Here is a 26,004-nt window from a genome sequence, read left to right on the forward strand (position 1 = left end):
CCAATGCATGTAGACTTTCAATTTCTACTAGCTGTGCAAAAAGTAATAATTTAAGGAATGATTCTGTCGTTAATTTTTTCGTATAGTAATCTAATTTCAATGTTTTCACGTTATCTTCTAATAATTGAAGATTAATTGGTGAAAACCATTGTCCAAATGAAGTTTTTCGTGTAATCTTGTCCATAAGTTTGGTCCTTTATTAGTGGATTTGGACGGGTTACCACCATCTATTTCCATTATAAAGGACTTTTTGTTTGCCTAAAATAATAAAATTGAAGATTTTGAGTCTTTTTAATAGTTAATTTAAATTAATGCAACACTAGTGATTGTGTATACTTTAATAAAAATAACAAAGAATGTCAATAGAATTTTCTAAACAATTTCAATTGTCTCATTTATTCAAAAAGACTTCATTGATTTTCTTATATAGGCTGCTCTGTCTTTAATAAAGTCACAAATAAACGCAGGTTCTTGATAAAAAGTAGCTAACTTGTGCTGTATATACGGATCTTTCTCTACATAAGGCAAAATCAGCTGGTGGAGTGCTTCAATCTTTGGTTTCATATAGTTAACAGTGAACTGATGATTTAGCGCAGAATTCATTTTTTCAATATATTGTTTCTTAAATTTTGATATGGCCAAAAGTCGTGCTGTTAACGTATTAAACCCTTCCATTCTCACATAGTTACTTTCCATTTCATCTCCGTTGACATCGCGCCCCCACGTAGCATCATAGTCCCAAGGAAGGAGTTCAAAGCACTTCGTATCACTGTTCCGGTACAAAGCATAGTTATGAACAAAACCATCAAAGTTTTGAAGACAAATTACTCCCACCAACCAGGCTAAATAGCGATCTACCTCCAAGTGCTCTTCAATGTTATCTTCAAACTCTTGATTCGTCCATGTATTCAAGTTATAAATAAAATATTCTAACGCTTCTTCATCTTTTCCGTACGCTACTTTTGTTTCGTACCCTGATTGAAGCGATTCTTTTGGCTTCTCATCCAAATCACTCATTAACGAGAAGTTGGCATCTCCGTCTACAGCGTAAAAGATAGAGCCTTTTGGCAAGCTACGCTTTGTTAAGAAGTACTCGTTTACCGATTCTAACTGTAAATAAACACCTTCATTTTTCCCGTTAATGGTGAGATGAACAAACTGTGATTTCGGTGATAGTACGCCAAGGTCTGAAAAGAAATCGAGCGATAGTTTATTGCGAACTAGCGATGGATCTTTATATTCTGCATTGAGATGAATTTCGTTGGTCTTCCCGAATTTATTTGGTGAATAAAACTCTATATAGTACGATTTCTTTCTCATTTCTCGGATGTGTGATCCCCTTAGAGTTAAGCCTATTTCATACCTCTTTTTATGAACTTTCATCACTGCGGGTATGGAATCTTCAGACCAGATGTCGGCCTTTAGTTCTTTAAAGTCCCGAACATTAGCAAAAACAGAATAGGTGGCAATTCCCATCTCTTTCCCTCCTTTTGGATACATTTTAAATTATATGAGCTCCTCTCCCACCGAGATGCTAGAAACTCCTTGGTTATTTCTTAAAATTCCACGTTTATCTCATAGCAAGTACGGCGTATTAAGCGTATCTTATGGTGAAAGGCAAAAAAATGATTCTCATAAGGAGGTTTTTAGATTGTATATTCAATCTAAGCGTATTCGTAAAGCTGCTGAATCTTTACAAAAATCAGAGCTAGGCAGATTTATGTATCAAGAACCAAAAGGTCATAGCTCAAAAAGTTCATCTAAAAAAACAGCTCTTTCTCACAAAAAGACGGAGAAAAAGACAGAAAAGAAAACAGAGAAAAGAACGGAAAACAAGTACTGTACGAAAAGCTCACGTTCTCACAAAAAGCATCGTTCTCACAAAAAAGTAACGTGCTTCTGTAAAGAAAAGCATTCTCATAAAAAGCACCGCTCTTGCAAAAAACACTCTCACTCTACAAAGCACTCTTATAAAAAGCACCGTTCTTGCAAAAAACACTCTCACTCCACAAAGCACTCTTATAAAAAGCACCGTTCTTGCAAAAAACACTCTCACTCCACAAAGCACTCTCATAAAAAGCACCGCTCTTGCAAAAAACATTCTCACTCTACAAAGCATTCTCATAAAAAGCACCGCTCTTGCAAAAAACACTCTCACTCTACAAAGCACTCTTATAAAAAGCACCGTTCTTATAAAAAACATTCTCATTCCACAAAACACTCTCATAAAAAACACCGCTCTGAAAAGAAAAAAACATGTTTCTGTAAAGAAAAACACTCTTACAATAAGCATCAACCTTCTCAAACGTTTAAACATTCCCATAAAAAAGAGAAACACTCTTCAAAAAAATATGGTCACAAGAAAAAAATTGGGCATTCACACTTACCTAACTTAACAAGCCATCCAATTACAGGCAAAAAGCCAGTTAAAAAATGTGACCATTCTCCTTGCTTCTGTAATCACCCATTCAACCGCTTCTTTAGATAAAACATTACATGCTCTACAAGACGTTATAGCTTCTTGTAGAGCCCTTTTATTCCATTTACATGCTATACAATTCTTTATATTTTAAAGATACCTGTAAACCCTTTTACTAAGTTTGTTAATTGATTCATTGCTCCCATCATCTGTCCCGCTGTATTCATCATTTTATTAACGTCATAATTTCCGTCTGAAGATTTAAATTGAGACATTAAAGAATGAAACTGGTTAGGCTGTTGCTTCATTTGCTGATTACCTTTTGGATAAGGATTTGGAAAAGGCATTCCATTTTGATAAAAAGGGTATTGCTGTTGGTTGTTTACATATTGCATTTGGGGTGGAACTTGAGCATAAGGCTGTTGCGGCAACTCTGTATGATGCCATGGTTGCTGATGATATTCTGGAAATGGGTACACCTGACTTAAATCAAACCGTTCTTCTTCCCATTGATTCTGCATGTAATATGGATAAGGATTCTGTTGATTATACATACTGGCTCGCTACCTCCCTTTAAAAATTTTATTATATGGTATGTGGGTACTCAATCTCAGGTGACGCACTACACCTTTTATTTTTCACTTTATATTTAGAAGAACGTTGTGAAAAATGTTAGTTTCTGTCGAAAGTTTAAATTTTTCAAAAAAACGAGATAATTTCAATCTATGTTACGATAACTATAAGTGATGCTAACAAGACAAGCACACAAAATGGGGATAAGGAGTGAATTTACATGTATGTGAACGAGCTTCAACAAGCTTTTATGGCTAAAAAACAGTATGAGCCAACTTCAAGTAATGAGCTGCTAGACTTCGCGCAGCAGCAGTATTTAAAAGGTTGTTTAACACTATCCGATTATAAAATCGCCGTTCGTGAGTTAGAACAAATCGGAGCTTCAAAACCCGAATTTGCACACGAGAATTAATTGTACTACATTGCCCTCAGCTAATTGACTGAGGGCTTTTCTATATTTAACTACTTATACTCACCGCTACTGTGACGCATATTAAAAAAGATCGTCCATTTCATTTCAAGGAGGAGTTTCGATGAGTCGAGGAAAACACTTTAACCATAAAAAGCAAGGGCATGAACCAACCGTTTCGCAAGCGGGGCAGCCCGTTACACCAAAACACACTCAAAAAGTGGATTATGTAATCAATACAGTCGGTACGGAAGACGATCCTGCTGTCAGCATCCACGTGCAAAAAGATAACGATTAATTCAATTACAACACAGCAAAAGCCTAAAAGTGTAAACACACCTTTAGGCTTTTACTGTTTAATCAAACTTAACCGTTCATTAAAATGGACTCTAATACGTACTTATTTGATTGATACATTTGCTTAAAGCGCTTGTCTCGCGTCTCTTGATAAAAAGACTGGAGCACTACGTTTTGCAAGTTTTCACGAAGGGTATCTACTTGATTGATGTGAATATATTTAGGCTTTGTTTCTTTGAGCCACTTGGTAACAAGATCCGTCCACATATCTAACTCATAAAAAAACTGATCAACATATGGTTTGACCTCCCCAAAGAAATTCACCTCATACTCTGAATTACTTTTAATAGTGGATAAACGAGTAAGAGCTAACTCATTATAGTGATGTAGTACCTTTGTTGCTTCTATCATTAAATTCATATTTGTCACCTCAACGATGACATTGTACCATAAATCATCGTTACACTGTACGTAGTAGTACTTCTCTTCTCCGCCATTCTGATTGAGTTGGGATTTCATAGGCTGCAGCTTCAATTTCTCGTAACGACTCGTCAATACGCTGAACGTGATTGCTATATACTTCTTCACAAGTAGTAAACGCTTGATTAACTTGTGAAGATAATGTATCTTCTACAACATCTATTTGCTCTAATACATTATCGAATAAACTTAACACTTCGTTCGTATTTACCATTTTCAGCTTCATAGCCATCCCTCCAACTTTTCGTTTAACTACCTATTCTCTTTTTATTTTTAATCTACCTTCACACATGACAAAACTAGTTTCCATTCGGCAAAGAAAGATGTTTTACGCAGAAAATGTTTTAATTTGCACGAATTGAAATGAGGATGAGTGAAAACACTATGATTAGATTGTGCAAGAAACACGTATTGTATGTGCAGTCAACTTTGTTACAACATTCATTTGGAGGTGTAAGAAGTGGCAAATAAGCATGAACAAAAACAGCCAAAAAACAAGCCTGAAACAAAAACATTTGGTGACCCTAAAAAATTAAACGGACCAAACCGTCCGTCTACGTAATATGTCCACCTAGATGAGGCTGGACATAAGTAATTCAGCCAATGATAAACCTGAACGATTGAGAGTTTCTCACTTTTAATCGTTCAGGTTTTTTGTTGATTGTGAAAACAATGTTGGAAACAGGGTGGAATGGAGCGTAGGACACTCGACTCCTGCGGGAAAGAGAGGGAAAACGGAGATCCCGCAGCGCAGCGAGGAAGCTCAGGTTCCTCCCCGCGGAAAGCGAGTGGCCGTAGCGCAATGGAACGAACGTGTTCAGACAAACTAAAGAGATTAGAACAGCTAGTGTTCGTCTATTAGAAGCAATCATTTTGTTATGTCCCAAACTCATCTAAAAAACTTCTTTATTCCTACCAAGACATGCAGCTGCTTCTGTTTATTTTGGTACCACTCCGTAATCGGCATAGGTGCGGATAAATCAAGACTCTTCATTAATTTCTTCTCTCTACGCTTTGAAATTCTCCACTGTCCCCTTTTTTTCTCATGATGTGGAACAATTGGAAAGGTCATTCGCAAATAGGGTGTGTCTCTTCTTTTAGACCGAAATACATACTGTTCATAATCAACGCGTGATCCCGTATGAACAGTCGACATTGAAAACTGAAGGAACTTTGGATACAAAGCTTGTGAAAACAACAGTTCACCGAGCTTTTTACCAAGCTTAATTCGCTCATCTACCTTGGTGAAGCTATGTACGGAGCACCCATAAATTTCACCTTCCATTGTAGGGAACAAAACGGAACTAAAATGCAAAGAGTCCTGAAAGTGAAATACTAAGCGATGAAACACTTTCTTCTGGTAGAAAGGATGTGCTATCACCGCTGGCTCAATAATATGCTGTTCATTAATAATGAGAGCATGCATAAGCTCAATTTCTTTCTTCCTTTCCCAAAAGACAGTCCATTTTTCGTACATGAACGGAGATACATCAAAATATTCAAGAAGGTGAAAATAAGACTTCTCGTGTTTTTTTGATATTTCATATAGCAGCAGCTGTGGAAAAGCGTCTTGAAAGATCAGCCAATTCGCTCGCTCGTACGTTAAAAACAATAAATCTCGCGTTTCTATAGATAGTAGCTCAGGAAACCACTTTCCCTGCAAGTCACACATATTCCAGCCTGCGTTTCGTGAAACCATGCTAGCAAGAAACGACCACTTTACTTCAGGATGATTATTGTAAAAAGTTGCGTAAGCTTCTGTTCTTGATATATTATCAATGTTCAACTGTTTTGTTTTGAGCCTAATTGTTTCCACTACTTGCTGTTCAAAGCTTGTCAACATGCTGCTTTCTTCCTTTACATTTGGTATGAACACGAAGTATGTTTTCATTCTATCTCAACTGAAATTTGGTATAATAGAGTGTGCGTGTGTGAAATTAAGTAAAGGAGTGATGTGCATGATTCGTTATCCTAACGGAAAAGCATATAACCCTGCTAAGCCTCCCAACAGTCCTTCCCGGGCGAAAGTTGAGTCCGTATACAGTAATCGAGGTATGACTTTGGAAGAAGATTTAAATGAAACCAATGAGTATTATTTAGCACAAGGAATAGCAGTGGTTCATAAAAAACCTACGCCGATTCAAATTGTGAACGTTGACTATCCTAAGCGAAGTGCTGCAGTTATTAAAGAAGCTTATTTTAAACAAGCTTCTACAACCGATTACAACGGCGTATACAAAGGAAAGTATATTGATTTTGAAGCAAAAGAAACAAAAAATAAAACGTCTTTTCCCTTGCGTAATTTTCACGAACATCAAATTCAACATATGAACCAGATCGTGAAACAAAATGGAATCTCATTCGTTATATTAATGTTTACTTCTTTGGAAGAAATATACCTTTTTGAAGCACCGTCCCTTTTTCCCTATTGGCAAGATATGAAAAAAGATGGACGAAAATCCATCCCAAAAGCCGATATTGAAAAAAAAGGACATTTAATCGAACTTGGTTACCATCCTAGAATCGATTACATAAAAACTATAGATAAATTGTATTTTTAAGAGTATGATATATATGTTTACGGAAATCATTCTCTTACAATTGTTTGAAAGGTAGGAGCTTTTATGTCAGATAATTATCGCTCGCGTGAAGAACGAAGACGAGCAATGAATGACAACAAACAAACGAACAAATCACAAGGAAACAAGAAAAAAGGCGGCATTTTCCGCAAGATTGTTGCTGCAGTTTTCATTTTAGGTATTATTGGACTGATAGCTGGTGTTGGAACCTTTTTCGCATTAATAAGCGATGCACCTAAAGTTGACGACTCTGTTTTAAAAGACTCGTTTTCATCTAAGATTTACGCAAACGATGGAAAAACGGTCCTTAAAGAAGTCGGAGGCGAAAAGCGTACATACGTACAATATAATGAAATTCCTCAGACTGTTAAAAATGCGTTCATTGCAACCGAAGATGTTCGCTTTTATAAACACCATGGAATTGACTTTTATCGAATTGGTGGCGCTGTAGTGGCCAACTTCAAAGAGGGCTTTGGATCAGAAGGCGCAAGTACCATTACGCAGCAGGTTGTGAAAAATTCATTTTTATCACCTGAAAAAACCGTAAAGCGTAAAGTACAAGAGATGTGGCTTTCTTATCAGCTAGAACGTAAATATTCAAAACAGCAAATTCTTGAAATGTACCTAAACAAAATCTACTTCTCGACTGGAGAAGTATACGGTATCGCCAAAGCAGCAGAAACATTTTATGGCGTGACTGATCTAAACGATTTAACAATTGATCAAGCCGCTATGCTCGCTGGCTTACCAAAAGCACCATCAACGTATAATCCGTATAAAAACCCAGAGAATGCTACAAAACGCCGTAACACAGTATTAAATTTAATGGCTAAAAACGGATTTATTACACAAGCAGAAGCAGATAAAGCAAAGCAAGTTGACGTGCAGGCAAATTTGGTTGAACAAAATGAGAAAACGTCAAAGTATGATGTATTCATCGACCAAGTAATTGAAGAAGTTCAAGAAAAAACGGATGCTAACGTCTCTTCTTCTGGATTAGAAATCTACACAACGCTTGACGTGGATGCACAGGATTATGTTGACCAATTAATGAATAACGAAATTGTCACCTTCCCTAACGATAAGTTCCAGGCTGGTCTTGTCGTGTTAAACAATGAGACAGGTGCAGTTGAAGCAATTGGTGGAGGTCGTAACCGCGTAGCTGGAGGCCTAAACTTTGCTACCGACATCGAGCGTCAACCAGGCTCAACAATCAAACCTGTTCTTGACTATGGACCAGCCGTTGAGTATTTAAAATGGTCTACCGCAGAACCAATTAAGGATGAACCACATCAATACTCAAACGGTACGCAAATTCGAAACTATAGCCGAAACTATAAAGGCTGGGTATCAGCTCGTGAAGCTCTAGGACGTTCGTTAAATATCCCTGCTTTAAAAGCCTTCCAAGCTGTAGGAGCTGATAAAGCACAAGAGTTCGGTGAAGGCTTAGGTCTTGAGCTTGGAGAATCTAGCGGCGAAAAGTTTGCCGAAGCGTTTTCTATCGGTGGATTTACTAAAGGTGTTACGCCTATGGAACTAGCCGGCGCTTATAGCGCATTTGCTAACGAAGGAATGTTTACAAAACCTTATACGGTAACAAAAGTAAAATTCTCAGATGGTACAGAGTTAGACCTATCGCCAAAACCGAAGCGTGCGATGCAAGACTACACGGCGTTTATGGTAACGGACATGATGAAATCCGTTGTTGAAGCACCGTACGGAACAGCACGTGCTGTACGTGTACCTGGCTTAGACATCGCAGGTAAAACCGGAACATCTAACTTTAGTGCCAAGGAAAAAGCAAGCTTTAATATTCCAGAAGGCGGCGTAAAAGATGTGTGGTTCTCAGGCTTCACGCCAAAATACACGGTATCAGTTTGGACAGGATATGAGAAAAATTCCGACGGCTATATTTATAGTGAAAACGAAAAAGCCATGGCAAAGAATATTTTCAAGCAAGTCATTACACACGTATCTCAAGGTGAAGAAAAAGGCAGCTTTAAACAACCTGATAGCGTGGTAAAACGTGCCGTTGAAAAAGTCTCAAGTAAAGATGTGAAGAAACCAAGTGGTGCAACACCAAAAGATTCAATCACGTATGAGTACTTCGTACGCGGCACAGAGCCAACAAAAGTTTCTCAAGTCTTTGTAGAAAAAGAGAAAGAAAAAGAAGAGAAAGAAGAGAAAGAAGAAAAAGCAAAACTTACAGCTTCCTTCAGCGAAGGTTCTAACGCCATTAACGTTAACTGGTCAGGTGGCGATGACGAAACGGAATTTACCGTCAATATGACCTCTTCTGATGGCGTGAGCCAAACGTTAGCGGATAAAGGAAGTGCTGGCAGCACCTCTATCCCATCACCTACTCCAGGTGCGACGTATAGCTTCATCTTAAGTACAAATAACGCCGGCAGCGCAAGTGCTTCTGTAAAGGTACCTCAAACAGCTGAAGAGGAACCAGAAGATGATTCGGAATCCGAACCGGGTGATGAAGAGCAAAATCCTGATGAAGGAACGCGCCCTGAAGATGAAAACGAAAACGATGGTGAAGAAACCGATCAGCCTGATAGCGAAGGTCCACAGAACCCTGATCAAGGTCAACAGCCTGATCAAGGTGAAACGGAGAACTCTAGTGAACCACCTAGTCAGCCTGGAAACAATGGCAATAATGGAAACGGAAATAATGGCACTAACGGCAATGGACAAGGAAACAACCAACAGCCTCCTGCCACTCCAGATCAACAAACTGAAAATGAATAAAATAAACCGCTCACGATGAGCGGTTTATTTTTTTAAACGTATACGCTTAATGGCATACTGCTTTTGCAATTCTGTATATAGTTCACTAAGTTGAACGAATGAGTGATACATTCCAGGCTTTTTCAACAAAAATAATACGCGCTCAGACGTGTTAACTGGCTTGTATGTTAGCTTTTGAATATTAGCTTCCAGTGCTGTAAGACCTTGAAGAGGTCCCCCATTAATCCAAAACAGCGCGCTTAAAAACCGTCCACTCCATTCAGTGACTATCTCTTTTGCGTTTGTCACTTTACGCAGAGAAAATTGTTCATGGAGAATTTTCTCTTGGGTTTTCCATTCTATAAACAACGAGGGGATACAGTCTTCTAGTGAATTCCACGGTGCTTCTAAAAGCCCTTCTTCTTTCGCTACTATATCATAGATAAAAATTGGTTGATGATGCGTTTTATGCCTTAGCAGAGGCGGCTGAAACGAAATAACATCTTGTGCGAAAAAAAATGGATCACGCTTAAATTCAGGCGGCACTTTAACTTTTGCTAACATGCTGACCTCTCGCTTTCATTCGCTTTTTTCCTTCTCGACACAGCTCTAATAATGGACAGGTTGGGCATTGCGGCGACTGAGCTTTACAGTGATAGCGACCAAAGAAAATTAAGCGGTGATGAGTAACTCCCCACTCTTCTTTTGGAACCTTTCGCATCAGCGTTTTTTCTACTTCTAATACTGAATCTTTCCACCGACAAATACCAAGCCTTTTACTAACCCGTTCCACGTGCGTATCAACCGCAATAGCGGGAATACCAAAAGCCACGGAAACGACGACATTAGCTGTCTTTCGGCCCACTCCAGGAAGCTTAGTAAGCTCATCTCGATCTTGCGGTACTTCACCGTTGTACTCATGAATTAAAAGCTCACACAGCTTTCGAATATTTTTTGCTTTATTACGATAAAGACCTATTGAACGAATATCTTGCTGAAGCTCTTCTAATGAAACAGCTAAATAATCCTCAGGTGTTTGATATTTTTGAAATAATTCTTTTGTTACTCTGTTGACAAGTGCATCCGTACACTGAGCGGATAGAGCAACTGCAATCACAAGCTCAAATGGATTTTTATGATTTAATTCACAGTGTGCATCAGGAAACATTTCAGCCATTACGTCTAAGCAGTGACGAATTTGTGTTAGATTTAACATAGCTTACTAAAACAAACTTAATTTGTTTTAGCTTTTCACCCCTTTTTATTTTGGTATGTATTATCATGCTAAAAAAGCTGATTCAACATCAGGCACGCCTGATGTTGAATCAGCTTTCCTCTTCCGTTAACCACTCTAAGTAATAGAGCATGTTACTTTACTGTTCAAGCCAGTTGAAAAATGGAACGGCTGAGGAATTTTGAGATTGAGAAGGCTTCTGATTTTTTGGTTGTTGATGTTGTCTAAATTTTTGACTATGCGCTCGTGCTTGATCAATAGTCTTAATGCCGTTTTTCTTCCACTCAAACAAGATGCGGTCGATGTATCGAAAGTTTAATTTTCCGGACATAACGGATTCACGAAGAGCCGTTTTAATAATGAGTGGGTCGTGATGATCTTGGTCTACCCACATAGCCAACGTTTCACATTCAAACGGCGAAAGCGGACGACCAAACTCCTTTTCAAAAATAGAATATAAATTTATCTCTTCTTGCTCCTGCTCTTGCTGCACTTCATTTTGATTTTCTTGCATTAATAAATTGATTAGCTTTCTCCAAAGCGGTTTAAGAGAATATTGCTCAGAAATAACCGAAGAGGAATCATCAAGCTGTTCGATCGTTAGAACACCTTTTTGAATAAGATTTCGAAGTACTTCCATACACTTCGTCGTGGAGACGCTCATTTTTGCAGAGAGATCATGTGGAGTGGGAAAGGATTCACCACTATCAATAAATACATTAAGATGCATCAGCATCATAAATTCTGTTTCGTCTAAGCCTAAATCGCTATAGTGATTAAACAATAGCTTTGGAATAGAAACTGAGCCTTGCTCAAACCATGCGATCATGTCATCTTTTTTCATTTTGGAACACCTCTAAAGTTAGTATATCACGAAGGACAGATGAAAACGAAAAACTGTTTACGAAAACTTTTATCAAAAAACAAATAAAAATCCACCGTTTTCTAAAAAGGGTGGACGTTTATTTAATGTGAAACAACATTCATTAGAAAAAGATGGCGTAATGCCACCTTTTTCTAATGAAATAATTTTACATCCGAAGTCACTTCGCTTCTATTAAGGATACAAACGGTTTAATAAGCGTGGGAATGGAATTGTTTCACGAACGTGTTCAACACCACTAATCCATGCTACCGTACGCTCAAGCCCTAATCCGAATCCAGAATGTGGAACTGATCCATACTTACGAAGCTCTAAGTACCATTTATATGTTTCTGTATCTAGCTCATGTTCTGCTACGCGCTGAGCTAGTAGTTCTTGGTCATGAATACGCTCTGATCCACCAATGATTTCACCATAACCTTCTGGCGCAATTAAATCTGCACATAACACTACATCTGCATTTGTTGGATCCGGCTGCATGTAGAATGGTTTTAATGACGTTGGATAGTGCGTGATAAACACAGGTTTATCATAGCTTTCTGCGATAGCCGTTTCGTGTGGTGAACCGAAGTCATCTCCCCACTGAATATCATCAAATCCTTTTTCATGTAAGAATTTTAGTGCATCATCATACGTAATACGTGGGAACGGAGCTTTAATTTGCTCTAATTTAGACGTATCTCGACCTAGTACATTTAACTCTAGCTTACAGTTCTCTAGTACTGACTGAACCACGTATGATACGTATTCTTCCTGTACTTTTAAGCTATCTTCAAATTGATAGAACGCCATTTCAGGTTCAATCATCCAGAACTCAATTAAATGACGACGCGTTTTTGATTTTTCTGCACGGAAAGTTGGACCAAATGAAAATACTTTTCCAAGTGCCATTGCAGCTGCTTCCATATAAAGTTGGCCACTTTGTGAAAGGAATGCATCTTCATCAAAGTACTTCGTATGGAAAAGTTCTGTTGTACCTTCTGGCGCGCTTCCCGTTAAGATTGGAGGATCTACTTTTGTAAATCCATTATGATTAAAGAATTCATATGTTGCACGAATAATTTCGTTACGCACTTTCATTACAGCGTGTTGACGCTTTGAACGTAACCATAAGTGACGGTTGTCCATTAAGAACTCTGTCCCGTGCTCTTTTGGCGTAATTGGATAGTCAACTGCTTCATGAATAACTTCTACATCCGTTACTGTTAATTCATATCCAAAAGGTGAACGTTCATCTTCTTGAACAGTTCCTGTTACGTATAAAGAAGATTCTTGCGTTAAGGCTTTTGCTTTTTTGAAAATATCTTCCCCTACTTCTGCTTTCACAACAACCCCTTGAATAAATCCAGAGCCGTCTCGAAGCTGTAGGAATGCAATTTTACCACTTGAACGTTTATTTACTAACCAAGCACCGATTGTCACTTCTTTTCCAACGTGCTTACTTGCTTCAGAAATCGTAATTTTCACGATTAAAATCCCTCCAAAAAACTTACATCCTTTAATTATGTATGCCACCCTATTATACATTTCGACACTCACAATAACAAGTAACAATCATGGGAAACTTATGACATCACCAATAAAAGAGCGGCTTCTATAGAAGCCGCTCTCCATCACTTTATTTCATGTGTCTTGCCATAAATGACGCAATTCGCGCCACTGCTTTTTCCAATAGCTCAAGCGAAGTAGCATAAGATAAACGAACATTTTCAGGAGAACCGAATCCTGAACCTGGAACAAGCGCTACTTTTTCCTCTTCTAAAATCGCTTCTACCCAAGCATCAACTGTTTCAAATCCTGTTAGTCTAGCAGCTTCGATTGCATTAGGGAACAAATAGAATGCACCTTGAGGCTTTAAACAAGAAAAACCAGGAATGTCATTAAGTTGTTTATGCATTACGTTTAAACGTTCTTCAAAAGCTTTGCGCATCATTTCCACAGGCTCTTGCGTTCCGTTATAAGCTGCAATTGTTGCATATTGAGCAATCGACGTTGGGTTAGACGTGCTGTGACTCGCTAGATTCGTCATTGCTTTTATAATGGTCTCATTACCAGCTGCGTAACCAATGCGCCATCCTGTCATTGAGTGAGATTTAGATACCCCATTGATAATAATAGTTTGCTCTTTGAGAGCTGGTGATAATTCTGCAATCGAAACATGCTCTGCACCATCGTATACTAACTTTTCATAGATTTCATCTGATACAATTAATACATTATGCTTTAAGCAAACTTCACCGATTGCTTCTAGCTCTTCACGCGTATAAATCATACCTGTTGGGTTACTTGGTGAGTTTAAAATCACAGCTTTTGTTTTATTAGTAATCACTGACTCTAGCTGTGCTGGCGTAATTTTAAATTCATTATTTTCAGAACCTTCAACATAAACCGGTGTACCTTCTGCTAGCTTTACTTGTTCAGGATAACTTACCCAGTAAGGAGTTGGGATGATCACTTCATCTCCCTCATCTAAAATTACTTGAAACAATGTATACAAAGCATGCTTTGCACCTGAACATACAATAACTTCAGATGGCTTGTATGTTAAGCTCTGATCACGGTTAAACTTTTCAATAATTGCGTCTTTTAAAGGCATAAGTCCACCTGCAGGCGTATACTTTGTTTGGCCTTCATTCATTGCTTTTACAGATGCTTCTAATATATGCTGCGGCGTATTAAAATCTGGTTCACCTGCACCTAAGCCAATGACGTCATGTCCTGCGGCTTTGAGCTCTTTTGCTTTGGCTGTAATAGCCAATGTCGATGATGGTGTTAAAGCTGATACACGTTTTGCTAATTTCACTAAAATCTCCCCCTATGAACTACGGCTATAATCAGCTATGTAAAGCTGATTATAGCAACAATTTTGCTTCACTCTAAGGTGCAAAGCGTTTTATAACACGTATGTGTAAACATACGTTATAAATAAACTCATTCAGGTTTTGTTAAGCTATAGCGCTTCATAAACTCCCCGCTTGTAAAATCAAGATAGTAGTAAGTTAAATGTTTTTCTTCTTGATCAATATACGTAACTTCCCATAGCGGCTTTTCATTTTCAATTCCTAGTCGAACTGATTTAATTTCTTTTGGATCTCGGTCTCGCTGAACAATCTCTATGGCTTGTTCTTTTGTAATTCCATCTGCTACTTTTTTTAGCACCGCTTTTTGCTTTTGACTTTTTGGAACCCAAGCGATAACATCTTCGTTTTTATTGTTAGTACCTTCTACTACATAAAATGTATGATCTCCAAAATATGCTTGTGTACTCGTCACAGATTTCAGATTAAAATCTTCTTTTGCCTTGGCTGATGCTTTTTTTTCGTCAGCTTGTACATCGTTTACAGCCGCTTTATAAATTGAATGGGTTTGCCACCCTGCTACTAAACATACAACAACAACAATTCCAATAAACCACTTTTTCATTTTATCCCTACTTATGTACGATAAATCGTAAAAATTGCTTTACTTTGATCTTCTTGGTCTAACGCTAGGCCAAACATCAAATCTTTCTTTTTTAACGTTCGATTTAAGCTGTCCACAATTTTATATAAATCAGAAGAATGCTCAATACGAACGGTTGATAAAACTTCAATTTTGCTTTCCATGCTGTTCCTCCTCTTACCAAACACCTCTAAATGAAATGATTATCTGTTTATCATAACACACGGCTTGGCTTTTGGGCTATTGTATTCCCCACCTAAACATAAAATCAAACTGAGAGAATTCGTTCCGCTCCCTCTAAAGCCTCTCTATTTTCATTATAATTATCTCTCTTTCTTTTGCAAAAGAAATTTAGGTAGTCTTCTTAAATTTCATGACGTCATAGATGGTAGGTGACATTTTAATAGAAAGCGATTCTCTTTTATTTGTATCGTATAACTCAACCCATCCATCCGTTAATCTTGATACAAGCTCAGGATGAATAGTACGGTCTTCTTTTGAGAATAAAACACCAATCTGAGGGTTTAACTGCTTTAAAAACGACTCAGACAGCGGCTCACCTTCACCAAAATTTGCGAGTTTAATCAAGTCTATTTTTTTTAATGGCTTCATAAGCAAATGCCTCTCAATAGTAGATGCTGAGTTACTCATATAAAGCATTTGATGCTCGCCGAATGCTATTATCAAATCCATTGAGGGTGAATTTACTTCCTCATGATAAAGAACAGATACATGAATATGCTTTGATAGCTGATACACATCCCTACCTTGCCACATGCGAATATGTTGACTTTGTAAATCATTTGAGCCTTTAGGCAAAACTACTTCTTCCACCTGATATTTCTTTGTAACCCAGTCTACATTTCCGTTGTATTTCTCGCTTTGCTTTGTAATAATCACTTGGTTAATTTGCTTAATATGATAAAAATCCAGCCAATACGCCAACTCTTTTCGCGATTTTTTACTACCTGTATTAATGAGAATAACTCGATCCGTTCCGTCTTGCAAAAGCGTAGCTTCTCCATCGAATAAAGGAAAAAAAGAAATTGCTGCTTCATCTTCTTTAAGGCTAAAGTCCACTTGACTAGCCCCTTGCACGGTAGAACCGTTGCTAAAAAAGCATAAGCATACCGCCCATATTAACATATTTCGTTTAATCATATTAAACACCCTCACTTCCTGTGTTTTCCACTCTTAGCGTGTACATCTACAAGAAGAGCTATGCAAAAAAAGCTTTAGCACTGAGTATGCTAAAGCTTTTTTGACGTCCACCATGCTTCAAAATCATGAAGTGCTACCGAAAATGACTCACTTACGATATCTACATCCGGCAAAGAATGAAGAAAATGAGAGCCATACATCGTTGTAATCATACGATTATCTAAAATAAAGATAGATCCTTTATCTTGCTTGGTTCGAATTAGTCTTCCGAATCCTTGCTTGAAACGAATGACAGCCTGAGGTAGTGAATAGTCCATAAATGGATTTTTCCCTTCTTTTCGGAGTTGCTCAAATTTTGCTTTTAGAAATGGATGTCGTGGTGACGCAAAAGGTAAGCGAACAATGATGAGACTAGATACTAATTCACCAGGAAGATCAATGCCTTCCCACAAGCTGTTCGTTCCTAATAAAATCGATTGTGAAAACTGCGCAAAGTCTTTTAATAATCGATTTCGATTACGGGTTGTGACTCCTTGACCAAGGATGACAAATTCCTCTAAATCATTTAGTTCTTTCATATACTGATACGTCATTTTTAACATTTCATAAGAGGTAAATAGTACAAGCATGCGCCCTTTAGTAATAGATGCGATATCTAAAATACTTTCTGCCATAATCGCACTATATTCTTCAAGCGTTACATCATTTACAGCTGGCATATCTTTTGGGATATATACTTTTGCCTGGCTTCGATAGTCAAATGGAGACGGTATCGTCATTTGAAGTGGTTGAAAATCATATAAACCAAGCTGTTCAATAATATATGAAAAAGAATGATTGACCGTTAGCGTAGCAGAAGTTAGTATAACGCTTTGCTTTTTCGCAAAAAACGTATCTGCTAACGTGTCCGCTACCGAGAGCGGTTGACGATATAAAAAAGTAGCGTTTGCCGCTCCTTTTGGCTCTATTTCAATCCACGTTACCTCTTCAAGATGCGGCTGGAAGAAAAAGTCCGCAAACTCACTCGACAGATGATGAAATTGTTCAATTGCGCTTGTTAACTCATGAATATGGGACTGTTCCCTTTTTGTAAGCTGCTCCTGATAGGAATCCATCACCTGAAAATCAGCATGTAAAAGAGATAGAATATCGTTCATTAAAAATCTCACTCGAGATGCCTGTTCCTGGATGGTATGCCAATGAAGAGTATTCTCTTCTTGAACATTATAGCGATAGCTCACTCGCCCAATTTCACTATCCGTTTGCTTATTTTTTTTCATTACATACGCATGGACAAGACGAAATAAGTCATCACACTCAATGCGAAGCTTTTCTAGCATTTCTTCTAGTTTTTTCGTATTTAGCCTTATATCATGTTTTTGACAAAGCTTATGTACTTTGTTTAACAAACCTTTATCGTCTAACAAGCCAATCCTGCTCAACAAGGCATGAATGGAAAAGTAATCTAACCTCCCTCCAAGCTCTTCGCTTGCAATCGTGTCGAAATGATGCGCTTCATCAATTACAACCTGTTCATAGCTTGGAAGTAAGTTCCGCTTACTTACAACGTCTAACAAAAGAAGACGGTGATTTGTAATGATAATCTGAGCTTGTGCTGCACGCTCCTGTGCACGATTATAAAAAGAATGTTGGTTCCACGGATGCTTAAAGTCTAAGTGGGAAGGATTGCTTTCATTCAGCTGTTCCCAAAATAGTTTTCCACCTGACGGTAAGTTGATTTCATCAACATCGCCTGTGTCCGTCTCCGTCAACCAAATCAATAGCTTTGCTTTCGTTAGAATAACATCATAGTTATGGTTGCGCTCTTTTAAAAACTGATTAAATTTCCGAATGCTAAGATAATGTTCACGCCCCTTTAAAACTGCTGCGCTTAGCTCAAATGGCATAAGCTTTTTTAACATTGGTATATCTCTTTCCATTAGCTGTTGTTGTAACGTTACAGTATGCGTTGAAACAACTACTGGCTTTTTATGCTGTTGAGCATAAAAAGCAGACGGAATTAGATAAGCAATCGTTTTTCCAATACCAGTTCCCGCTTCAATAAGCGCGTGTTCGTTATCCATTAAGCTCTCATGGACTGCATTCATCATTTTTTCTTGACCCGTTCTCTTTTCAAATGAGCTAAACACTGATGCTAAAGTTTCCCTTTGTTCTTGAAACTCCTCGTATGTAACAAGAACTTCCGATGGCTTCACAACAGGCCTTTGCTTTCTAAGCGCTAAGCCATGAACAAAATCATAACCTTCATGATAATCATCTTGCTTTTCATTCATTATACCTTGAATCAACTCACCAATCTCACTTTTCAAATGCAAAGACAGTGTGTATAGCTGCTTTAATGTTGCAAGAGGAAGACTATTTAATTTTTCCATTAATAGAAGTAAGATCTTCGCCGTCACTTCAGCATCACTGTCAGCTTGATGAGGCTGATCATGATTTAAATTTAAATATTCAGCCAGCTGATTGAGCTTATACCCCTCTACTGTAGGGAGAAGCATACGCGCTAATTCGACCGTATCCACCGTGGATGGATACAGCTTATCATACCCGCTTTGAGCTAATGATTCCTGTAAGAAATTAAGGTCAAAAGCAACGTTATGTGCTACAAAATAAGCATCTTCTAACAGTTCAATAATTTTCTCGGAAATATCCTCAAACGTCGGGGCATCTTCGACCATTTTTTGATGAATATTTGTCAGTTGTGAAATAAAAGGAGGAATTGGTATATTGGGGTTCAAAAACGTTGAGAAACGCTCAACTATGCGACCGTTTTCAACAACCACGGCTGCAAATTGAATAATTTGATCTCCTTGTTTTGGAGAATGTCCTGTCGTCTCTAAATCAACAACAACAAAGCGTTTATTCATCATCATGACCTCACCTGCCTGTTCTTATAGTATAAAAGAAAATACATGCTTCTATACGAAACTACTTATGTAGAGCTTATATTCGCTCAAAAAAATCCCCCTCGATTAAGGGGGATAATATTATAAAATTGTACCAGCTGGCTCTTGTTTAAGCAATTGTTTAATTTTGTTGTGTTCATCCATAATGGCTACTGTTGGATGGTGATCAGCTACTTTTTCTTCAGCTACTAGTACATAAGAGATAATAATAACAACGTCTCCAGGCTGTACAAGGCGTGCTGCCGCACCATTTAAACAAACAACCCCGCTGCCTCTCTCTCCCGGTATAACATACGTCTCTAAGCGAGCACCATTATTATTGTTTACGATTTGCACCTTTTCATTTGGCTGGATACCTACAGCCTCAATTAACTCTTCGTCAATCGTAATACTTCCTACATAATTTAAATTTGCTTCTGTTACATGTGCTCTATGAATTTTTGCATTCATCATTGTTCGGAACATCGTGAAACCCTCTTTCTATGGTCAAATTTCCATAATAATATTATCAATTAATCGAGCTTTAGAGAATTGTATAGCAATTGCAATAATAAACTGCCCATCTAGCTTGTCTAAAGGCTTTAGCTCTGGGTAAGAATAAATTGCTACGTAATCTATTGTACCGCTTGTATTCTTTTTAATCGTTCTTTCAATTTCCGTTTTAACCATTTCAACGTCACGTTCGCCACTTTCAATTAACTGCTTGGCTTTTTGCAAGCTTTGATATAAGGCTGGCGCTTCTTTACGTTCAGAATCTAGCAAGTTTACGTTTCTTGAACTTTTTGCTAAGCCATCTTCTTCACGCACCGTATCAACTGCCACGAGCTCAATTGGGAACTTAAAATCAGTAATCAATCCATGCACCACGGCTACTTGCTGAGCATCCTTTTTCCCAAAGTATGCTCGGTTTGGCTGCACGAGATGGAATAGTTTTGTCAGCACTGTTGCAACACCGTCAAAATGTCCTGGACGCTTTGCTCCACAAAGTACATCCACACGATCAATAACCGATATGGAAACAGAAGCTTGACCAGGATACATTTCAGCTACGCTTGGATAGAACAAATAGTCAGCTGCCTCTGCTTTTGCCAAGCGTTCATCACGTTCAAAATCTCGTGGATACGTATCAAAATCTTCGTTTGGTCCAAACTGAGTTGGATTAACAAAGATACTTAAAACCACAATATCATTCTCAGCACGTGCCTGCTTAAGTAATGCGAGGTGACCTTCATGTAGAAACCCCATCGTCGGTACAAATCCAATTGTTTTGCCTTGATGCTGAAGCTTGATTGAAAGCTCCTGCATGTCTTTGGCAGTAGAGATTACTTTCATCTTACTTACCCCCATATAAAGCCGTTAGCTGTTCATCATTCATGGTAAATGTATGACTCTCTTCCGGAAATTCACGAGCTTTAACATCATGTACATACTGGGACAGACCTTTTTTTGCAACGTCTCCAATGTTACCAAACGGCTTAACAAATTTCGGAAAGCGCTCAACCCCATACGTCAATACATCGTGATAGACGAGCACTTGACCATCTGTTTCCTTTCCTGCTCCAATTCCAATAGTTGGAACGCTTAGTCTGGTAGAAATATCTTTAGCCACCTGTTTAGGTACACACTCTAAAACCACTGCAATTGCACCAGCTTGCTCACATTTCACGGCATCTTCAATCAACTTTTTCGCTCCGCTCGCTTCTTTACCTTGTACCTTATATCCCCCAAGAACTCCAACAGACTGAGGTGTTAAGCCAAGATGAGCGATAACCGGAATTCCTGCTTGGGTTAATTCTGAAATTGTAAAAATAACGTCGTCTGCGCCTTCTACCTTTAGAGCATGCGCCCCACTTTCTTGCATAATTCGAGCAGCTTGTTTCATCGTTTCTTCTCTTGAAATATGATAAGACATAAAAGGCATATCTGTTACGATAAATGTATTAGGCGCGCCTCTTTTCACCGCTTTTGTATGATGAATCATATCATCGACCGTCACTGGAATCGTTGAGTCGTATCCTAACACAACCATTCCTAATGAGTCTCCTACTAAAATCATGTCCACTTCTGATGCTTCCGCATATTTCGCAGACGGGTAGTCGTAAGCAGTAAGCATCACAATTGGTTCTTGTTGCTGTTTCATTTTTAAAAAATCCAGCTTCGTTTTCAACATAAATCTCCTCCTATACTAGAGGAGATGACAACGCAAAAAACCTTCTTACACTAAAGCGGAAGAAGGTTTTTGACAAAAGTAGTCTATAGCTAAACAGCGTGCTTAAACGCACACGCTTGTCCTTATATATTGTCATCCCTCTGTCCTAGTCTTTTTTAGATCAAGGCAGTTCGTAAACGATAAATTATAAAAAGAGTATCAGGTGAAGTTCTGTCGATACTACCCTGATACTCGTATTATAAAGAAATATTCTTACATTTTCTAGTTTTATTTCGAAGAGAGTTCAATATCAGCGGAATGAATGTGATGAACCGTTCCATTATCGTCCTCTAACAGCAGGACGCCATCGTTTGTAATCCCCTTTGCATGCCCTTCAATCGTTGCTTTTAAAGTGCGTGCAATAATCCGCTTTCCAATGCTAATAGAATAAGATTCCCATAAATGCTTTACTAATCCAAAACCATTTTCCAAGTAATCTTCATACAAAGATTCCATCTTTAAGAAAATCGCTTGCATAAGGGCTGCGCGATTCACTTCTTTTTGCTCTTCAATTGATAAAGAAGTAGCCAAGTGTTGAATGTCGGAATCAAAATGTTCTAGCTTTTGATTGACATTGATTCCTACCCCAATAATAACAGAGTGAACTTGCTCAACATCAGCTTGCATTTCAGTTAAAATTCCTACTAGCTTTTTATTGTTCACTAAAATATCATTTGGCCATTTGATATCAGGTAGCACATTCGTTACTTCTTGTATCGCTTGTACAATCGCTACGGCGGCTAATAGGGTCAGCTGTGGTGCATGCTGTGGTGGAATGGCAGGTCGTAAAATAATGCTCATCCATACTCCCGTATATTTAGGAGAGTACCATTTGCGAGCAAGGCGACCTCGACCAGCTGTTTGCTCTTCCGCTACAATCACCGTTCCTTCTACAGCTCCTTCTTGAGCAAGACGATGCGCAATTTTTTGTGTTGACTCCACGGTTTCCTCATAGTGAAGGTTTTGACCAATTTTTTTCGTATGCAGGCCAAGAAGCAGCTCGTTTGTACTTACTTTATTAGGCTTAGTGACAATACGATAGCCTTTCTTTCGAACAGCTTCGAGTTCATAACCTTCTTTTCGTAAGTCTTCAATATGTTTCCACACCGCCGTTCTTGAACAGCCTAGCAAGTCGCTAATGCGCTGGCCAGATACATATTCACCCTCTGCGTTTGTAAACATCTCTAATAACGTTCTTCTAATATCTGTTTGCAAGACTGAATCCACTCCTTTATCGACGCTTTGCTATTTTTTATTTCACCATTTAATACTTTCATTTCTATGGTTTGTAACAAGGCTGAAAGCCATGGACCGCCCTTACGATTTAGCCACGTCATAACATCTTGCCCCGTGATGGCAAGCTCTTTCATAGAGTGAATAGGAAGCTCTCGATAACGAGAAACAAGCAAGGTTGTATGCAGATAATTAGTACTTCTCACTAATTGCAAAATTCGATTTACTCTTAAAGAAGACTCTTCTCCAAGTTTATACATCGTTTCTTTTGACCAACCATTTTTTAATACGTCCTCAAGTCCACCAAGCTGAAGCTTCACGGATTTTATTTGTCGATTAGCAAGCTTCCATTTACGTAAAAATGGATCTAAATCAACGCCTAGTAAATAAAGAAGAAGCGTCCAGCATTCCGATATATCTTCAAGCATCATCCAGTCGTATTTACACAAGCGTCGAAAAGCTTCTTCACCAATATCTAATCCCGGCAAATGCTCATATAATTTAGTGTCTGCTATGAGCGCAAGAGCTAAAGAGGGGCGTTTACCCAAAAGAAGCTTCTCAAACTCAATGGTAATTCGTTCAACTGATACGTGCTTCAATAGATTTCCATGCTCTGAAATAGCTCTCTTCGTTTTATCTGAAATAGAAAACGCTAGTTGACTCACAAAACGAACAGCTCTCATCATTCGCAGCGCGTCTTCATGAAAACGTTCTTCTGGATTCCCTACCGTACGAATAAGTTGGTTACGTAGATCCTCTCTGCCATTAAACGGATCAATAATTTCACCTTTTTCATTCATAGCCATAGCGTTGATGGTAAAATCACGACGTTTTAGATCTTCCACCAGTGATGAGATAAACTGAACAGATGTCGGGCGTCTAAAATCTGCATATTCCCCTTCTGAACGAAAGGTAGTCACTTCATATTGCTCTCCTTCATGAAGCACCACAACGGTCCCATGCTCAATCCCCACATGAATTGTTTTTGGAAATAGACTCATAACATCGTCAGGACGAGCAGATGTCGCGATATCTACATCACCTACTTTTCGCTGCAAGATCATATCTCGAACAGCACCACCAACAAAATAAGCTTCGTGTCCGGCTTGTTGTAGTGTGTGAATAATAAATAATGGATGGATGAAAGGCTCTTTCATAATATCCTCCATTCCTTAACGTTGTAAAAGATTGTAATAAAGCTGTTCATATTGGTTTACAATCTCCGTTGAATGAAATTTTTGATTCACTGCCTGTAAAGCTCCTCTGCTTATTTGTTGATGAAGCTGTTGATCACTTAACAATTGCACTGCTTTACTCGCAGCTGTTTCAACGTCCCCTAATTCACAAATATAACCTGTTACACCATCTTCAATAACCTCTGGAATACCACCGATTCTTGTGCCAATACAAGGTACGCCACAAGCCATGGCTTCTAGTAGTACGAGACCAAAACTTTCTTTTTCAGAAAACAGAAGCTTTAAATCACTAATGGAGTAGAGCTCCGCTACATTATCTTGCTTCCCTAAAAACAGTACAGCATCCTCAAGGTTCAATTCTTTTACAAGCTGACTTACATTTCTCATATCCGGACCGTCCCCAACGAGCAAAAGCTTAGAAGGAATGCGCTCATGGATTCGTTTAAACGTACGCACAACATCTTGTACTCTTTTAACTTGACGAAAATTTGAAACGTGAATAATGACCTTTTCATCGTCTGAAATACCGTAGTCCTGCTTTAAATTACCAACATCTTTACGATGGTACTCTCGCTCATCGATAAAATTATAAACTGTACAAATATCTTTATCTGGATTAATGAGCTGATTCGTTTGCTCAATTAACGCATCAGATACCGCAGTTACACAATCCGATTTTTCAATTGCAAATTTGATTAGTTCTGTTAAAGACGAGTCTTCTCCAAGAACCGTAATATCCGTCCCGTGAAGCGTCGTTACTATTTTTAGATTTGGTGACACCATTTGCTTAGCTAGAAACGCACACACCGCATGCGGAATGGCATAATGAGCATGAATTAAATCTAATTTCTCACGCTGTGCAACTTCTGCCATCTTACTTGCTAGTGCCAAATCGTAAGGTGGATACTTAAATACAGAATACTGGTTCACTTCTACTTCATGAAAATAAATATTTGGATATACCTTATTTAAACGAAAAGGCATACTTGAGGAAATGAAGTGAATTTCGTGTCCCTTTTCTGCAAGGAGCTTTCCTAATTCAGTTGCGATGACACCAGAACCACCAACTGAAGGATAACACGTGATACCAATTTTTAATTTCATCTACCGCCACCTACTAAATCATCATAAATAAGCAGCGGCTTCTTAGAAAGAAAGCCTTCTGCATACTGAACGCCTACTTCTTTTCCAAACATGCGCTCTCGGCTTTCAACTGTTTCTATATACCCGTTGACCAACGGCGTCTCCACGCTTCCTGCTTGTTTGATGAACTGACTTTCATAAGCTTGTAAGCTTTGCTTTTTCTTTTCAAATGTATTCGTTACATCAACAGCAAAATCGGGTTTATGAAAACCATTAATCATATAAAAATACAGTCCATCCGGTCGATGAGACCCCACGTTTTGCTCTGCCGTATAGTTGCGAATTCCAGCTGAAAATACGGCTTCTTCCACTAGGCGCGCGCAGTTTCCATGATCCGGATGACGATCATCAAAATAAGGAGCAAACACAAGTTTTGGCTGATATTTGCGTATTACCGATACAATTTCTCTAATGTAGGATCGCTGTAACAAAAGTCCTCTATCCGGCATCTGTAATTGAACTCGCTTGTATATACCAAGAAGTTGTCCCGCCTTTTCAGCCTCTTGTTTGCGTAGCTCTACCGTTCCGTTTGACGATAGTTCTGCTTCTGTCAAATCACAGATAACAACTTTTAAACCTTGCTCAGTCATCTTGGCGATAGTGCCGCCCATGCCGATTTCAACATCATCAGCATGAGCTCCAAAAGCAAGAACATCTATTTTTTCAATCATTTTATTTCACCCTATTGTTTTAAAATTGAACGCCACTGTAAATCTCCTCGCTCTAAACCATGGATTAAAACCTCAGCTGTTCCCATATTGGTTGCGAGTGGAATAGCATACACATCACATAGGCGCATAAGTGCTGATACGTCTGGCTCATGAGGTTGAGCTGTAAGCGGATCACGAAAGAAGATAATCATATCCATTTTATTCTGTGCAACAAGAGCACCAATTTCTTGGTCTCCACCTAATGGACCCGATTGAAAACGATGAATCGATAATCCTGTCGCTTCAGAGATTCGCATTCCCGTTGTACCCGTTGCAAAAAGCTCATGGTTCTTTAGAATATGTTGGTAAGCAGTTGTAAATTGAACCATGTCATTTTTCTTTTTATCATGTGCAATTAATGCTATTTTCATATA

General features: G+C 38.5%; 29 protein-coding genes. 6 read left to right on the top strand and 23 right to left on the bottom strand.

The genetic code is table 11. The features are described 5' to 3' along the window. The coding region (locus tag AS180_RS10670) for a DUF4372 domain-containing protein (protein ID WP_139109188.1) at nucleotides 1-184 on the bottom strand (184 nt) is incomplete at its 3' end. A 215-nt stretch (nucleotides 185-399) separates the two neighbouring features. Next, a complete protein-coding gene (locus tag AS180_RS10675; protein WP_025907391.1) occupies nucleotides 400-1,476 on the bottom strand; it encodes a CotH kinase family protein in 1,077 nt (358 codons plus the stop codon). Between the two features lie 55 nt (nucleotides 1,477-1,531). On the opposite strand from AS180_RS10675, the gene AS180_RS24040 reads away from it, so the two are divergent. After that, the gene (locus tag AS180_RS24040; protein ID WP_374699991.1) at nucleotides 1,532-2,488 is read left to right on the top strand and encodes a CotG/ExsB N-terminal domain-containing protein; all 957 of its coding nucleotides are present in this window, start codon (nucleotides 1,532-1,534) and stop codon (nucleotides 2,486-2,488) included. Nucleotides 2,489-2,562: 74 nt separating this feature from the next. Here AS180_RS24040 and AS180_RS10685 read toward each other — a convergent pair whose 3' ends face one another. Continuing rightward, on the bottom strand, nucleotides 2,563-2,973 hold the full coding sequence (locus AS180_RS10685) for a YppG family protein (protein WP_025907388.1): 411 nt from the start codon (nucleotides 2,971-2,973) through the stop codon (nucleotides 2,563-2,565). 239 nt (nucleotides 2,974-3,212) lie between these two features. On the opposite strand from AS180_RS10685, the gene AS180_RS10690 reads away from it, so the two are divergent. Together AS180_RS10690 and AS180_RS23215 are read left to right on the top strand one after the other, a co-directional pair. Further along, nucleotides 3,213-3,404 (top strand): YppF family protein, encoded by a 192-nt coding sequence (locus AS180_RS10690; RefSeq protein WP_025907386.1) that lies wholly within the window; start codon nucleotides 3,213-3,215, stop codon nucleotides 3,402-3,404. A gap of 121 nt (nucleotides 3,405-3,525) precedes the next feature. Beyond that, the gene (locus tag AS180_RS23215; RefSeq protein ID WP_167556155.1) at nucleotides 3,526-3,699 is read left to right on the top strand and encodes a hypothetical protein; all 174 of its coding nucleotides are present in this window, start codon (nucleotides 3,526-3,528) and stop codon (nucleotides 3,697-3,699) included. Between the two features lie 68 nt (nucleotides 3,700-3,767). Here the strand turns inward: AS180_RS23215 and AS180_RS10695 are convergent, their stop codons facing one another. Further along, nucleotides 3,768-4,118, bottom strand: coding sequence for a YppE family protein (locus AS180_RS10695; protein ID WP_025907384.1), 351 nt, complete (start codon nucleotides 4,116-4,118; stop codon nucleotides 3,768-3,770). Between the two features lie 40 nt (nucleotides 4,119-4,158). Continuing rightward, nucleotides 4,159-4,404, bottom strand: a complete 246-nt coding sequence (locus AS180_RS10700) for a hypothetical protein (protein ID WP_025907382.1) — start codon at nucleotides 4,402-4,404, stop codon at nucleotides 4,159-4,161. A 460-nt stretch (nucleotides 4,405-4,864) separates the two neighbouring features. On the opposite strand from AS180_RS10700, the gene AS180_RS22530 reads away from it, so the two are divergent. Continuing rightward, nucleotides 4,865-5,008, top strand: a complete 144-nt coding sequence (locus tag AS180_RS22530; RefSeq protein ID WP_156413473.1) for a hypothetical protein — start codon at nucleotides 4,865-4,867, stop codon at nucleotides 5,006-5,008. Nucleotides 5,009-5,067: 59 nt separating this feature from the next. Here AS180_RS22530 and AS180_RS10705 read toward each other — a convergent pair whose 3' ends face one another. After that, nucleotides 5,068-6,021 (bottom strand): DUF2515 family protein, encoded by a 954-nt coding sequence (locus AS180_RS10705; RefSeq protein WP_035319803.1) that lies wholly within the window; start codon nucleotides 6,019-6,021, stop codon nucleotides 5,068-5,070. A gap of 115 nt (nucleotides 6,022-6,136) precedes the next feature. Here AS180_RS10705 and recU point away from each other — a divergent pair, with 115 nt between their 5' ends. Then, on the top strand, nucleotides 6,137-6,739 hold the full coding sequence (gene recU, locus AS180_RS10710; protein ID WP_025907378.1) for a Holliday junction resolvase RecU: 603 nt from the start codon (nucleotides 6,137-6,139) through the stop codon (nucleotides 6,737-6,739). A gap of 63 nt (nucleotides 6,740-6,802) precedes the next feature. Continuing rightward, on the top strand, nucleotides 6,803-9,514 hold the full coding sequence (locus AS180_RS10715) for a transglycosylase domain-containing protein (protein ID WP_081801790.1): 2,712 nt from the start codon (nucleotides 6,803-6,805) through the stop codon (nucleotides 9,512-9,514). 24 nt (nucleotides 9,515-9,538) lie between these two features. Here the strand turns inward: AS180_RS10715 and AS180_RS10720 are convergent, their stop codons facing one another. The 17 genes from AS180_RS10720 to mgsA form a co-directional block, all read right to left on the bottom strand. Beyond that, nucleotides 9,539-10,057: a YpoC family protein gene (locus tag AS180_RS10720; protein ID WP_025907376.1), complete on the bottom strand. Its 519-nt coding sequence runs from the start codon at nucleotides 10,055-10,057 to the stop codon at nucleotides 9,539-9,541. Next, nucleotides 10,041-10,709 carry an endonuclease III gene (gene nth, locus AS180_RS10725; protein ID WP_025907374.1) on the bottom strand — a complete coding sequence of 223 codons (669 nt, stop codon included), beginning with the start codon at nucleotides 10,707-10,709 and terminating at the stop codon, nucleotides 10,041-10,043. The genes AS180_RS10720 and nth overlap by 17 nt, the downstream gene beginning before the upstream one ends. 157 nt (nucleotides 10,710-10,866) lie before the next feature. After that, on the bottom strand, nucleotides 10,867-11,571 hold the full coding sequence (locus tag AS180_RS10730) for a DnaD domain-containing protein (RefSeq protein WP_025907372.1): 705 nt from the start codon (nucleotides 11,569-11,571) through the stop codon (nucleotides 10,867-10,869). A 213-nt stretch (nucleotides 11,572-11,784) separates the two neighbouring features. Continuing rightward, complete coding sequence (gene asnS / locus AS180_RS10735) at nucleotides 11,785-13,077, bottom strand: asparagine--tRNA ligase (RefSeq protein WP_062686805.1); 1,293 nt, start codon at nucleotides 13,075-13,077, stop codon at nucleotides 11,785-11,787. A gap of 151 nt (nucleotides 13,078-13,228) precedes the next feature. After that, nucleotides 13,229-14,413, bottom strand: a complete 1,185-nt coding sequence (locus AS180_RS10740) for a pyridoxal phosphate-dependent aminotransferase (RefSeq protein ID WP_025907367.1) — start codon at nucleotides 14,411-14,413, stop codon at nucleotides 13,229-13,231. A 128-nt stretch (nucleotides 14,414-14,541) separates the two neighbouring features. Continuing rightward, entirely contained in the window at nucleotides 14,542-15,033 is a 492-nt protein-coding gene (locus tag AS180_RS10745) for a cell wall elongation regulator TseB-like domain-containing protein (protein WP_025907365.1), read from the bottom strand. A gap of 11 nt (nucleotides 15,034-15,044) precedes the next feature. After that, nucleotides 15,045-15,215, bottom strand: a complete 171-nt coding sequence (locus AS180_RS21670) for a YpmA family protein (protein ID WP_064484047.1) — start codon at nucleotides 15,213-15,215, stop codon at nucleotides 15,045-15,047. Nucleotides 15,216-15,402: 187 nt separating this feature from the next. After that, the gene (locus tag AS180_RS10750) at nucleotides 15,403-16,212 is read right to left on the bottom strand and encodes a ComEC/Rec2 family competence protein (protein ID WP_025907363.1); all 810 of its coding nucleotides are present in this window, start codon (nucleotides 16,210-16,212) and stop codon (nucleotides 15,403-15,405) included. 89 nt (nucleotides 16,213-16,301) lie between these two features. After that, complete coding sequence (dinG, locus tag AS180_RS10755) at nucleotides 16,302-19,103, bottom strand: ATP-dependent DNA helicase DinG (RefSeq protein WP_226372955.1); 2,802 nt, start codon at nucleotides 19,101-19,103, stop codon at nucleotides 16,302-16,304. Between the two features lie 117 nt (nucleotides 19,104-19,220). Continuing rightward, nucleotides 19,221-19,604 carry an aspartate 1-decarboxylase gene (panD, locus tag AS180_RS10760; RefSeq protein WP_025907359.1) on the bottom strand — a complete coding sequence of 128 codons (384 nt, stop codon included), beginning with the start codon at nucleotides 19,602-19,604 and terminating at the stop codon, nucleotides 19,221-19,223. A gap of 21 nt (nucleotides 19,605-19,625) precedes the next feature. Then, a complete protein-coding gene (gene panC, locus AS180_RS10765; RefSeq protein WP_025907357.1) occupies nucleotides 19,626-20,471 on the bottom strand; it encodes a pantoate--beta-alanine ligase in 846 nt (281 codons plus the stop codon). 1 nt (nucleotide 20,472) lies between these two features. Further along, nucleotides 20,473-21,306: a 3-methyl-2-oxobutanoate hydroxymethyltransferase gene (panB, locus tag AS180_RS10770; protein WP_025907356.1), complete on the bottom strand. Its 834-nt coding sequence runs from the start codon at nucleotides 21,304-21,306 to the stop codon at nucleotides 20,473-20,475. Nucleotides 21,307-21,576: 270 nt separating this feature from the next. After that, nucleotides 21,577-22,563, bottom strand: a complete 987-nt coding sequence (locus tag AS180_RS10775; protein ID WP_025907354.1) for a biotin--[acetyl-CoA-carboxylase] ligase — start codon at nucleotides 22,561-22,563, stop codon at nucleotides 21,577-21,579. Continuing rightward, nucleotides 22,533-23,738: a CCA tRNA nucleotidyltransferase gene (locus AS180_RS10780; RefSeq protein WP_025907352.1), complete on the bottom strand. Its 1,206-nt coding sequence runs from the start codon at nucleotides 23,736-23,738 to the stop codon at nucleotides 22,533-22,535. The genes AS180_RS10775 and AS180_RS10780 overlap by 31 nt, the downstream gene beginning before the upstream one ends. 15 nt (nucleotides 23,739-23,753) lie before the next feature. After that, nucleotides 23,754-24,881, bottom strand: a complete 1,128-nt coding sequence (bshA, locus tag AS180_RS10785; RefSeq protein ID WP_061785565.1) for an N-acetyl-alpha-D-glucosaminyl L-malate synthase BshA — start codon at nucleotides 24,879-24,881, stop codon at nucleotides 23,754-23,756. Then, complete coding sequence (gene bshB1, locus AS180_RS10790; RefSeq protein ID WP_025907348.1) at nucleotides 24,878-25,591, bottom strand: bacillithiol biosynthesis deacetylase BshB1; 714 nt, start codon at nucleotides 25,589-25,591, stop codon at nucleotides 24,878-24,880. Before bshB1 ends, bshA begins: the two co-directional genes overlap by 4 nt. An 11-nt stretch (nucleotides 25,592-25,602) precedes the next feature. Then, entirely contained in the window at nucleotides 25,603-26,001 is a 399-nt protein-coding gene (gene mgsA, locus AS180_RS10795; protein ID WP_025907347.1) for a methylglyoxal synthase, read from the bottom strand. Between the last annotated feature and the right edge of the window lie 3 nt (nucleotides 26,002-26,004).

The organism is Priestia veravalensis, assembly GCF_001457055.1.
Lineage (GTDB): Bacteria > Bacillota > Bacilli > Bacillales > Bacillaceae_H > Priestia > Priestia flexa.